Raw genomic sequence first — 11,750 nt, 5'->3', positions numbered from 1 at the left:
CAAAGCGTTGAAAAGTTACACTGTTAATGTTAAACAGTATACACAAAAGGATTTACGCCGTTAACTGACTTAGTTATCATATTATATTTTTTTAACGTTTCTTACCGATGCATAACAATGTTCTTTATTTTTAAAATAGACAATTCGTTCTTTCGAATCAATGGATTCGATATTATGACGATTGACAACAAAACTATTATGACATCTGAAAAAACGATCATCTAATTGACTCAATTCTTTTAAATTACCATAAAATTCAATTTGACGATTATCTAAATGGGCGATGAGTCTATGCGATTTGGTAGATGATTCGAAAAACATAATATCATCGTATTGAACATACACTGAATTACTGCCACGTTTTAACTCTATCGTTTCAACGCTATTATCTTTTGATAATAATTGTAAGCGTGTATGTGCAGTTTCTAGACAATCTATAATTCGTGTTTTTAATTCAGCAGGATCATCTTTAAAAATAAAATCCATTGCTGCAACTTTGTAGACAAATGTTAAATAAGTAAGTTCACTATGACTAGTAACAAATATTATATTGCCAACAGGGTCATGCTTACGTATTTCACTACCTAATTTAATACCATTAATGTCTGTTGAAAGTTGAATATCTAAAAAGTAACAACCTATATCATTCATATTTTTAGATTGCTCAAGCACCTCATAAGGATCATCAGTTGCGAGGGCAATTTCCATAGGTTTTTCTTCTATCATTATATAATTTTTAATAATGGTAACCATGTTTTCTCTTTGTTTTGGATCGTCTTCGCAAATGAAAATTTTCATTCTTTCACATCCTTATGGCTAGTTGTTAATAATTTCAACTTTTTGAATAAAGAAACCATTTTCGATAATCGTATCTAACAAGACATTATCCGCATTATCAGCAATTTCTTTTAAAGTTGATAGACCTAAACCACGACCTTCACCTTTAGTAGAAAAACTTTCTTGGAATAATTCATGAATACGTGGTATATCATCAGCACATTTATTCATAACAATAAACGTTACCGAATTTTCGCTTTCAATAAATGCTACCCTAATGATAGGGTCATCAATTTCTGTTGATGCCTCAATTGCGTTATCAAGAATAATACCAATACTGCGACTTAAATCGATCATATTCAAATTAATGCGAGTCACTTCATCAGGTATTTCTATACTTATAGGAATATTCATTTCTTGTGCACGTAAAATTTTGGCAGTAATTAGCCCTTTAATCTCACGTACTTTAAGATTCTCAATACCATTTAATTTAATAGCATTCATTTGCAAGTTATCCTTCATCGGCACAATATTTTTATTGAAATAGTCACGCAAACCAGGCATGTCATCTTCGCAAATATATTCAGAAAGCGTTGTTAATATATTGACATAATCATGACGGAACTTGCGCATTTCATTATTGATTGCTTCGATTTTTAAAGTGTATTCGTAATATGTTTCAATTTCTTCTTGGTTTCGTTTGTATTTCATTTCTTTGAGAAGAAATTGTGAAATAACAAATGTTAATATACTTAAAAATATAGTAATTCCAATAAAAATAAATGAATACTGCCTTATTACTTTTGCTTCATCTGAATTTATTTGTGAATAAAAGAAAAACAAAGAAAAAGTAAGCAGTAAGATGGTCGAAATAACTATTAAAAATCCTTTATTTAGAACTAGATAAGAAGAGCTAACTTTTTTTAATACTCTATTTATAATATAAGAAAATAGTAAACTAATCGTCACATAAATAGCAAAAAAGCTTGGAAATATTACAAATATACTATCAGAAATTTTGCCAATATAGGCATACATAACTATAAACATATAGTTAGCACAGTACAAAATTATTTGTGAAGTCATAATCAGTAAAATAGAATACCATTTGATTTTGACGAAATACATTATTATTATGAATGAAGTTAATATTATAAGGGATGCGCTATCAAACATTTTAAATAGAAATAACGATAATGACGAGATTGCTACAATACATACATAATCAAATTTACTATATTTGATTCCACTAATAATAGCTGGTATTGTAAACATTAATATCATTTGAGTTAATACGAATAAAACAAAACTATAACTATTTATTAATTCCACCTATTATCACACTCTCTATTTAAATTATTCGTGTAATTGAGTTAATTCTTTTGGTACTTCAACTTCATCCATTATAAAGTCGCATGTACTGTATGCTGCAATGTTACCAATGTTTTTTAAAATCCCAGTAATAAGTTCAAATAATAAGTTAAATAAAGTATTCATTTTAATTCCTCCTAATAAAGAAAATGGGTAATAATGTAATGGCTTCAATTATGATACCCAATTGAATAAATTGGGCAAACGGTTCTTTGATGATAAGTGTGATAATGAAAAAGACTAAACTAACAATAGTCGCATAATATTTTTTTCGCTTTATAAGTCGAACAGGAATGGGTTTCTTTTTAGTAGCTGCAGGAGCATATTTTATTATTAAACCTATAGCAATAATAGTCAAAATAATCATTATAAACGGGTTAATATGAAAATTTATTATTGCTAATGGTAAAAATATAAACAATATAATACTCTCTACATAACACCAAAAAGAAGTAGGCGCGTGTGCACCGTGTGCGTGCCGTCTTATTAAATAAAATGATAAATTTGTGATTAACGTGTAAATAAAAATGCCTAAAATATAAGCAAGGATATACATAACAATCAATTTGCCTATATTTTTAGCTAAGACCTGCATCCCTAATCGTACTTGCAAAAATTGAATATGATCTAAGTTATTTCTCTTTTGAAGATACGTGGCGAACTGGTCAATTTTATTATCAAAATAATTCAATTTTACACCACTCTCCTCACTCGTATTATACGATTTAGTACAATCTTTTATCATTATATTGCCTAACTGTCGAAAATAAATACTTAACTGTTAAATGTAATTTGTATTTAATATTTTAACATAAAAAAATTTACAGTTAAGAATAAAAAATGGCTAGTTAAGAAAAAATCGAAAACAAATGCTTTTTGCATGTTTTAATGTAAATAGATCACAGAGATGTGATGGAAAATAGTTGATGAGTTGTTTAATTTTAAGAATTTTTATCTTAATTAAGGAAGGAGTGATTTCAATGGCACAAGATATCATTTCAACAATCAGTGACTTAGTAAAATGGATTATCGACACTGTGAATAAATTCACTAAAAAATAAGACGAATAATTAATTACTTTCATTGTAAATTTGTTATCTTCGTATAGTACTAAAAGTATGAGTTATTAAGCCATCCCAACTTAATAACCATGTAAATTTAGCAAGTGAGTAACATTTGCTAATAGAGTTAGTTTCCTTGGACTCAGTGCTATGTATTTTTCTTAATTATCATTACAGATAATTATTTCTAGCATGTAAGCTATCGTAAACAACATCGATTTATCATTATTTGATAAATATAATTTTTTTCATAATTAATAACATCCCCAAAAATAGATTGAAAAAATAACTGTAAAACATTCCCTTAATAATAAGTATATGGTCGTGAGCCCCTCCCAAGCTCGCGGCCTTTTTTTGTTGCAACAAAAGAGGGGATAAAAGCATTTTATCAAGAAATCATTATATAAAATGATAAGAAGATTTGTTTGATATGATGGAGGTCTTTACATAAAAATAGACTAATGAAGTAGTTCTTCATAAGCCTAAGTATTATTATGAGTATTTTTAAAATCAATGAAACTTACTTATATAGATTTAAGTTAATACTTTTAAACACTGGAATGTTTTCTCGTTGTTGATCTACTTCGTCTAAATTTAAGTCTACAGTTAAAACATCCGAGTTGGTTGTTAATTCCGCAATTATATCTCCGTTTGGATTAATAACCATTGAATGACCAGCATACTCGGTATTGCCATCAAATCCTGTGCTATTAGTTCCAACGACAAACATATTATTTTCAATGGCACGTGCCTTTAATAAGGACTGCCAATGTTTAAGTCTAGAAAATGGCCATTGAGCAACATAAAATGCAATTTTTGCCCCACAACGTGCTGGATATCTTAATAATTCTGGAAAGCGCAAGTCATAACATATAAGCTGAGTCACTAAAGTACCATTAGATAAATGGAATGGTTCTGCAACATTTTCACCAGCTGTTAAAAATTCATGTTCTCTTAACATAGGTACCAAATGAATTTTGTCATATTCATTAATTAGCTGGCCATTGCGATTTACACTAAAAGCGGTATTATATATTTTATTATTTTTAATATTAGAAACAGAACCTGCTATGATATCAATACCATATTTTTCAGCTAATTGTTTAATAAACGAAAAACTTCTATCTAAATTTTTATCTGCTTTGTCATTTAAGTGTTCTAAATCATAACCATTGTTCCACATTTCAGGTAAGACAACGACCTCTATGTCATCATTTACATGTTCCTCAAACCATTGAGTTATTTGTATCTCATTTTTATGACTATCTCCTAAAATGATTGGTACTTGATAAATTTGAACTTTCATAACGTCACATCCTTGATAAATCCTACTTATAACTTACTAAAAGATTTATTGAAACGCAAAAAAAGCTGACAAAAAATTAATTTGTCAGCAGATATACATATTATTTCTTAATTATGAAACGATCTTCGATAGGATGAAATGATTTCTCGCCGGCATCTTCGCGAACATCACCGAATGGCATTTGTGCATAGAGCTTCCAGTTTTTAGGAATATCAAATTCATTTGCTGCCATTTCATCAACTAGTGGATTATAGTGTTGTAAAGAAGCGCCAATACCTTTAGTTGCTAACGCAGTCCAAATAGCGTATTGGTGCATTGCATTGGTTTGTGTAGACCAAATAGCAAAGTTATCATAGTAATTTGGCATTTGCTCTTGTAAGCCACTCACAACATCTTGATCTTCATAAAATAAAATAGTGCCATATGAATGTTTAAAATTATTTATTTTTTGTTCAGTAGGGTTGAAATCTCGATCTTCACCCATAACTTCTTTTAAAATAGCTTTTGTGTTATCCCAAAATTTATTATTGTTGTCATTTAAAAGTAATACGATTCTTGTTGATTGAGAATTAAATGATGAAGGAACATGCTTAACTGCATGTGCAATAATTGCTTCTAATTCGTCATCACTAATTGAAATAGATTCTTTTAAATTATATATTGAACGTCTTTCTTCCATTGCATCATTAAAAGTCATTGCTGTTTTATCTTTTTTAAATAAACCCATGATAATTGCTCCTTTTGTGTAAAGAATATTTAACAAACTAAGTATAAAATTTATACCTAAACTTGTAAAGTAATATTTACGAAAGTTTCAAGAATATTAATATTCATTTTCAAATTTCAAATATAAATGCATTTTCAACGCATATTTATTATACTTAGATTAATACTTACATGAAAAAGGGAGGTGTCTCGTGAAATGACATGTCATTGGGTTAAGAAAATGTTACTTTCAACAAGTATATTTGTTTTAAGTAGTTCAGGAGTCGGTATTGTGACGCATACAGTTGAAGCGAAAACTAACGTAAATGAAGAAACGCCTGCTCCAAATATGAATAATGATTCAACATCAACATCTCCATCCAATGAACTAAATGAAAGTAATAATGGGACTGGGGCACCTCATCAACCAAGTCCTTCTGATAATGGAGGAACAGGCTCGAATAATCGAGATGCCAATTCTGATTCAAACCAAGTGAATCCAGATAACTCGAAACCAAACCCGGATCCGAAACCAGATCCAGATAAACCGAAGCCAAATCCGGATCCGAAACCAGACCCAGATAAACCGAAGCCAAATCCGGATCCGAAACCAGACCCAGATAAACCGAAACCAAATCCGGATCCGAAACCAGATCCAGATAAACCGAAACCAAATCCGGATCCGAAACCAGATCCAGATAAACCAAAGCCGAATCCGGATCCAAAACCAGACCCAGATAAACCAAAGCCGAATCCGCTTCCTAATCCCAATCAACCTGGGGATTCCAATCATTCTGGTGGCTCGAAAAATGGAGGAACATGGAATCCGAATGCTTCGGATGGATCTAATCAAGGTCAATGGCAATCAAATGGAAATCAAGGGAACTCACAAAAACCTAATAACAATGATTTTGTATCACAACGATTTTTAGCATTGGCAAATGGGGCTTATAAATATAATCCATATATTTTAAATCAAATTAATAAGTTGGGTAAAGATTTTGGCGAAGTTACTGATGAAGACATTTATAATATTATTCGCAAACAAAACTTTAGCGGAAATGCATATTTAAATGGATTACAACAGCAATCGAATTACTTTAGGTTCCAATATTTCAACCCGTTGAAATCAGAAAGATACTATCGTAATTTGGATGAACAAGTTTTGGCTTTAATTACTGGTGAAATTGGATCGATGCCAGATTTAAAAAAACCAGAAGATAAGACAGACACGAAACATCGTGCATTTGAACCACATGAAAAAGATGATTTTACAGTTGTAAAAAAACAAAAAGAAAATAAGAAAAGCGAAACAACAGTGTATGGTAAAAGTTGGATAGCTATTATTTGTTCAATGATTTTAATTTTTACAACGATGTTAATCTTTATTATAAAACGTCATAAAAAGCAAAATAAAAACGAATCACAACGACTTTAATCCGTCAGTGATTCGTTTTGTTATGTTATGGCATAAAAATATGATAAATAAAACTTGCTTGCTCGGTTGTCTTTTTCATTGTTTCTGGATTTAGTAATTGGAATATGACTACAAATCCGTTTTGTAACATATGGATAATAATTGGAACAGCAAGTCGTTTTGTCCATACATATGCTAATGAAAAAATGACACCCATACCAAAATAAACTGGAATAAATTTGAAATCATTATGAGCTAATGCAAATATTAATGAACTTACTGTTGTAGCAATAACAAATGCCACGATACGATTGCCTTTAATCGCATTAAATAATTCTCCAAAGATGACTTTTCTGAATACGTATTCTTCTAATAAAGGACCGATAATAGATACAAAGAAGATAAATATAGGTATTTTTCGAGCAATAATAATTAGCTTTTCTGTATTAGGACTTACTTGTTGTCCACCATAAATTTGCGTTAATACAATGCTCACTATAAATTGATAAACCATGACAAGTGCAAATCCAAGTAATGCCCATGGAATAATGTATTTATTAGGTTCCTTTACTTCGGATTCTAATCTTGTAGGGTCTTTGATTTTAAAATTAATAAAAATAATCGTAGTAGCCGCAATTAAAAATAGAACGAGTTGAATATAGATGCCGGCTTTTTGTTGTTCCAAACCACTATATTGTGCAAATTGTGGTGCTTTTAAAATGACTGCCGGTAAAAATTGCGACAATAAATATATAATAACAGTTAGCAATGATGCCCATAGTCTTGTCATAATTTTCCTCCATATATTTTATTTATAACTTATTTTATCTTAAATAACATGAAGTTACAAAACTTAATCAAATGGTTATGACTTGAAATTTTGACCAAATTTGATTATTATAAATGTATGTTAGCACTCTTTAATGTTAAGTGCTAAACTTTAGGTTTTTTTAAGGAGGAACAATCATGCTAAAACCAATTGGAAATCGTGTGATTATTGAGAAAAAAGAACAAGAACAAACAACTAAAAGTGGTATTGTTTTAACTGATAGTGCTAAAGAAAAATCAAACGAAGGCGTTATCGTTGCAGTAGGAACTGGACGTCTATTAAATGATGGTACAAGAGTGACTCCTGAAGTGAAAGAAGGGGACCGTGTCGTGTTCCAACAATATGCTGGTATAGAAGTTAAACGAGATAATGAAACATATCTGGTATTAAATGAAGAAGATATTTTAGCAGTTATTGAATAATACAGAACTTAATTCATAAATAAATTATTAAGAACAATAATCAAACATTAAAAAATGGAGGTTTATTATATATGGCTAAACAATTGAAATTCTCTGAAGATGCACGTCAAGCAATGTTGCGTGGTGTTGATCAACTTGCAAATGCTGTTAAAGTTACAATTGGTCCTAAAGGACGTAACGTTGTTTTAGATAAAGAGTTTACAGCACCTTTAATTACGAATGATGGTGTAACGATTGCCAAAGAAATTGAATTAGAAGATCCATATGAAAATATGGGTGCGAAATTAGTTCAAGAAGTAGCAAATAAAACAAACGAAATTGCAGGTGACGGTACTACAACTGCGACAGTATTAGCTCAAGCAATGATTCAAGAAGGATTGAAAAATGTCACAAGTGGTGCTAATCCAGTAGGTTTACGTCAAGGTATTGATAAAGCAGTGAAAGTTGCTGTAGAAGCATTACATGAAAATTCTCAAAAAGTTGAAAATAAAAATGAAATAGCGCAAGTAGGTGCAATTTCTGCAGCAGATGAAGAAATTGGACGTTATATTTCAGAAGCGATGGAAAAAGTAGGTAATGATGGTGTCATTACAATTGAAGAGTCAAATGGTTTGAATACTGAACTAGAAGTAGTTGAAGGTATGCAGTTTGATCGTGGTTATCAATCACCGTATATGGTTACTGATTCAGATAAAATGGTTGCTGAATTAGAACGCCCGTACATTTTAGTGACAGATAAAAAAATCTCATCATTCCAAGATATCTTACCTTTATTAGAACAAGTAGTTCAATCAAATCGTCCTATCTTAATTGTTGCAGATGAAGTTGAAGGAGATGCGTTAACAAATATCGTGCTAAACCGCATGCGTGGTACATTTACAGCTGTTGCTGTTAAAGCACCAGGATTTGGTGATCGCCGTAAAGCAATGTTAGAAGATTTGGCTATTTTAACTGGTGCACAAGTAATTACTGATGATTTAGGACTAGACCTTAAAGATGCAACGATTGATATGTTAGGTACTGCAAGTAAAGTTGAGGTTACTAAAGATAATACGACTGTTGTTGATGGTGATGGTGATGAAAACAGTATTGATGCACGCGTAAGCCAATTGAAATCTCAAATTGAAGAAACTGAATCTGACTTTGATCGTGAAAAATTACAAGAGCGCTTAGCTAAGTTAGCAGGCGGTGTTGCAGTTATTAAAGTAGGTGCAGCGAGTGAAACAGAACTTAAAGAACGTAAATTACGTATTGAAGATGCATTAAACTCAACACGTGCAGCTGTAGAAGAAGGTATTGTTGCAGGTGGTGGTACTGCATTAGTAAATGTTTACCAAAAAGTAAGTGAAATTGAAGCAGAAGGTGATATTGAAACAGGTGTGAATATTGTACTTAAAGCTTTAACTGCACCAGTTCGCCAAATTGCTGAAAATGCAGGACTAGAAGGTTCTGTTATTGTAGAACGTTTGAAAAATGCAGAACCGGGTGTTGGATTTAACGCTGCTACAAATGAATGGGTGAACATGTTAGAAGCAGGTATCGTTGACCCAACGAAAGTAACACGCTCAGCATTACAACATGCAGCAAGTGTTGCAGCAATGTTCTTAACAACTGAAGCGGTTGTAGCATCAATCCCAGAAAAAAATAATGACCAACCAAATATGGGTGGCATGCCAGGAATGATGTAAAACTGTTTTTAGTTTTACCTTACTAGAAAATTACATTACGGATGAGTATGATTCATTATAAGTAAATATTAGATGCACAAATAGCATGTTTTAGAAAGACGTCTTCCATAAGTTGACTAAGCTTATGGGAGGCGTCTTTTTTATGTGCTAATTTGTTATTGAGATTCATAATGGTATTTAGAGGGGTATTTATATCTTTGTGGCGTAATCGTTCTTGTAATTTTTTAATTTGTACAACATCCTCAATAAGTAATGTACATTGCGAATGACGAAATGGATAAGTGCTTGATGAAATTTTTAATGGATGGGTGACATCATTGATTGAATTCACATTGAATCATTTTAAACCACAAGTGGATAGTCATTAATATCAGTAAAAACAAAATTATATACATGTAGCTCGTTCTGCCACTAATCTAGTACATTGGCAAGGTTGACTAAAATTGAAAAAGCTTGTTACAAGAGCATTTTTATTTAGTCAATAAATGCCAATATTACATTGTAGAGCCTAGAACATTGATTTATGTCCCAGACTCTAAATAAAATGTATTCATTACACTAGATGATTTCTCAGTATAGATTGATAGTTATTTTTATAGATAAATTTGTCCTTTAGTGTAGCGGAATTTTTTAGGACTTTTAGGTGGTATAAATGTTCTTAATAAAGTTAATAGTCCTACTTTACCGCAGAGCATAACCAATATAATAATCATTTTAGTTATACCATGATATTCTGTGGTAAGGTTCATAGTTAAACCTACTGTTCCAAATGCAGAAACCACTTCGAATAATAACTTGATTAATGATATATTCGGATTAATTATCGATAATATAAAAGTAATTATACTGATAAATAGAAATGAGATATTAATGGTAACAATAGATAGCTTTATGTGTTTATCAGATATTTCTTTATTGAATACTGAAACATTATTTTCTTTACGTATATAATTTAGAACAAATATAAACGCCACTGCAAAAGTAGTTATTTTAATTCCCCCAGCTGCACTAAGAGGCGCACCACCAATAAACATAAGTAGCATTAACATTAAGGCGGTAGATTTGTTAATGTTTGCTATATCAATAGTGTTAAAACCGGCTGTACGTGTTGTTACTGATTGGAAAATAGAATTTCCGATTTTTTCAACTAATCCCATATGTTGCATCGTATTAAACTGTTCTAATAAAAAGAATGTAATAGATCCTATAATTATTAGGATACTAGTTGTAGTTAAGACTAATTTAGAGTGCAAAGATAAACGACTCAGTTTTTTACAATTAATAAAGTCTATTACGACAAAATGTCCAATACCTCCCAATATTATGAGTATTGAGATTGTGATAATCACAATTGGATCATTAGAAAAATCTATTAAGTTATTCTTAAAAAGAGCAAATCCAGCATTATTAAAAGCTGACACTGATGTGAATAAACTTAAAAATAAACCTTTACCAATACCAAATTTTGGTATAAAAGATAAACACAAACAAAACATACCAATTAATTCAGTGACTAAACTATAAATAGCCAAGTGTTTAATTAGCTTGATAACACCACCAGGTTCGTCAATATTCCATGTAACCATAATCAAGAATCTATTTTTCATTGATATTTTTCTATTTAAAAATACTAGTGTTAATAAGGTTACGGTTACGATACCTAGGCCACCTATTTGAATTAATAACAGTATTACTATTTCACCAAGTATATTAAACTGTGACCCTATATCGACTGGAGACAAGCCAGTCACTGTGAATGCACTTGAAGCTATAAAAAGAGCATCCAAAAAAGATATTGGCTTTTTACCAGTGAAAGGTAAATATAATAAAAGTGCACCTATGATAGTTGTAGAGAAGAATAGGATTAAATAAAAATATAAAGGTTTGTGGACTTTGTTCATTTTATTGCATGCTCCTTTATATTATAAATTAATAATTAGATAATATCATAAATGAAAATGGAAATGTTACTGATGTATAATAATAACAAGCATTGACTAATTCTTTATATATTTTTAATAGAAAATGAATATAAAATATAAAACTAATTCATTGTCAGCTTGATAACAGTGTTATTTCAGCAAAAAATTTTAAAAGGAATTTTTGATCAGAAGATAATGCCAAATATAAATGGGATGAAGAGTATGGAGACAATATCAGTAAAATTTTAAATA

Annotated in this window: 12 protein-coding genes; 4 read left to right on the top strand and 8 right to left on the bottom strand. The window is 30.6% G+C overall.

The window, feature by feature from the left end:
* Window positions 1–81 precede the first annotated feature (81 nt).
* The 4 genes from agrA to SAMSHR1132_RS09875 are packed head-to-tail and all read right to left on the bottom strand — an operon-like array spanning window position 82 to window position 2,839.
* Window positions 82–798, bottom strand: a complete 717-nt coding sequence (agrA, locus tag SAMSHR1132_RS09890; RefSeq protein ID WP_000688486.1) for a quorum-sensing response regulator AgrA — start codon at window positions 796–798, stop codon at window positions 82–84.
* 18 nt (window positions 799–816) lie between these two features.
* Entirely contained in the window at window positions 817–2,109 is a 1,293-nt protein-coding gene (gene agrC, locus SAMSHR1132_RS09885; RefSeq protein ID WP_000420350.1) for a quorum-sensing sensor histidine kinase AgrC, read from the bottom strand.
* Window positions 2,110–2,133: 24 nt separating this feature from the next.
* The gene (gene agrD / locus SAMSHR1132_RS09880; RefSeq protein WP_001093930.1) at window positions 2,134–2,274 is read right to left on the bottom strand and encodes a cyclic lactone autoinducer peptide AgrD; all 141 of its coding nucleotides are present in this window, start codon (window positions 2,272–2,274) and stop codon (window positions 2,134–2,136) included.
* A gap of 1 nt (window position 2,275) precedes the next feature.
* The gene (locus SAMSHR1132_RS09875; protein WP_001105703.1) at window positions 2,276–2,839 is read right to left on the bottom strand and encodes an accessory gene regulator AgrB; all 564 of its coding nucleotides are present in this window, start codon (window positions 2,837–2,839) and stop codon (window positions 2,276–2,278) included.
* Between the two features lie 289 nt (window positions 2,840–3,128).
* Between SAMSHR1132_RS09875 and hld the strand changes: the two genes are divergently transcribed.
* Window positions 3,129–3,209: a delta-hemolysin gene (gene hld / locus SAMSHR1132_RS14455; RefSeq protein WP_000046023.1), complete on the top strand. Its 81-nt coding sequence runs from the start codon at window positions 3,129–3,131 to the stop codon at window positions 3,207–3,209.
* Window positions 3,210–3,729: 520 nt separating this feature from the next.
* Here the strand turns inward: hld and SAMSHR1132_RS09865 are convergent.
* Together SAMSHR1132_RS09865 and SAMSHR1132_RS09860 are read right to left on the bottom strand one after the other, a co-directional pair.
* Window positions 3,730–4,515: a carbon-nitrogen family hydrolase gene (locus SAMSHR1132_RS09865; protein WP_000867961.1), complete on the bottom strand. Its 786-nt coding sequence runs from the start codon at window positions 4,513–4,515 to the stop codon at window positions 3,730–3,732.
* A 100-nt stretch (window positions 4,516–4,615) separates the two neighbouring features.
* Window positions 4,616–5,242 (bottom strand): nitroreductase family protein, encoded by a 627-nt coding sequence (locus tag SAMSHR1132_RS09860; RefSeq protein WP_000522390.1) that lies wholly within the window; start codon window positions 5,240–5,242, stop codon window positions 4,616–4,618.
* 195 nt (window positions 5,243–5,437) lie between these two features.
* Between SAMSHR1132_RS09860 and SAMSHR1132_RS09855 the strand changes: the two genes are divergently transcribed.
* Window positions 5,438–6,658, top strand: coding sequence for an SdrH family protein (locus SAMSHR1132_RS09855; protein ID WP_000128235.1), 1,221 nt, complete (start codon window positions 5,438–5,440; stop codon window positions 6,656–6,658).
* Window positions 6,659–6,683: 25 nt separating this feature from the next.
* Here SAMSHR1132_RS09855 and mroQ read toward each other — a convergent pair whose 3' ends face one another.
* Window positions 6,684–7,427, bottom strand: coding sequence for a CPBP family intramembrane glutamic endopeptidase MroQ (mroQ, locus tag SAMSHR1132_RS09850; protein WP_000197642.1), 744 nt, complete (start codon window positions 7,425–7,427; stop codon window positions 6,684–6,686).
* Between the two features lie 176 nt (window positions 7,428–7,603).
* Between mroQ and groES the strand changes: the two genes are divergently transcribed.
* Together groES and groL are read left to right on the top strand one after the other, a co-directional pair.
* Window positions 7,604–7,888 (top strand): co-chaperone GroES, encoded by a 285-nt coding sequence (groES, locus tag SAMSHR1132_RS09845; RefSeq protein ID WP_000917286.1) that lies wholly within the window; start codon window positions 7,604–7,606, stop codon window positions 7,886–7,888.
* 71 nt (window positions 7,889–7,959) lie between these two features.
* Window positions 7,960–9,576, top strand: a complete 1,617-nt coding sequence (gene groL / locus SAMSHR1132_RS09840) for a chaperonin GroEL (protein ID WP_001118817.1) — start codon at window positions 7,960–7,962, stop codon at window positions 9,574–9,576.
* 593 nt (window positions 9,577–10,169) lie between these two features.
* Here groL and SAMSHR1132_RS09835 read toward each other — a convergent pair.
* The gene (locus SAMSHR1132_RS09835) at window positions 10,170–11,477 is read right to left on the bottom strand and encodes a TrkH family potassium uptake protein (RefSeq protein ID WP_001045060.1); all 1,308 of its coding nucleotides are present in this window, start codon (window positions 11,475–11,477) and stop codon (window positions 10,170–10,172) included.
* Window positions 11,478–11,750 lie beyond the last annotated feature (273 nt).

Origin of the sequence: Staphylococcus argenteus, assembly GCF_000236925.1 — a bacterium.
GTDB lineage: Bacteria > Bacillota > Bacilli > Staphylococcales > Staphylococcaceae > Staphylococcus > Staphylococcus argenteus.
The sequence above is the reverse complement of the archived record's forward strand: the minus strand, read 5'-3'. Positions and strand labels throughout refer to the sequence as shown.

Bases quoted from the DNA above. Each gene is read 5' to 3' on its own strand.
- SAMSHR1132_RS09860 (WP_000522390.1), bottom strand. From the start codon at position 5,242: ATGGGTTTATTTAAAAAAGATAAAACAGCAATGACTTTTAATGATGCA.
- agrD (WP_001093930.1), bottom strand. From the start codon at position 2,274: ATGAATACTTTATTTAACTTATTATTTGAACTTATTACTGGGATTTTA.
- groES (WP_000917286.1), top strand. From the start codon at position 7,604: ATGCTAAAACCAATTGGAAATCGTGTGATTATTGAGAAAAAAGAACAA.
- SAMSHR1132_RS09835 (WP_001045060.1), bottom strand. From the start codon at position 11,477: ATGAACAAAGTCCACAAACCTTTATATTTTTATTTAATCCTATTCTTC.
- SAMSHR1132_RS09855 (WP_000128235.1), top strand. From the start codon at position 5,438: ATGACATGTCATTGGGTTAAGAAAATGTTACTTTCAACAAGTATATTT.
- groL (WP_001118817.1), top strand. From the start codon at position 7,960: ATGGCTAAACAATTGAAATTCTCTGAAGATGCACGTCAAGCAATGTTG.
- agrA (WP_000688486.1), bottom strand. From the start codon at position 798: ATGAAAATTTTCATTTGCGAAGACGATCCAAAACAAAGAGAAAACATG.
- mroQ (WP_000197642.1), bottom strand. From the start codon at position 7,427: ATGACAAGACTATGGGCATCATTGCTAACTGTTATTATATATTTATTG.
- SAMSHR1132_RS09865 (WP_000867961.1), bottom strand. From the start codon at position 4,515: ATGAAAGTTCAAATTTATCAAGTACCAATCATTTTAGGAGATAGTCAT.
- hld (WP_000046023.1), top strand. From the start codon at position 3,129: ATGGCACAAGATATCATTTCAACAATCAGTGACTTAGTAAAATGGATT.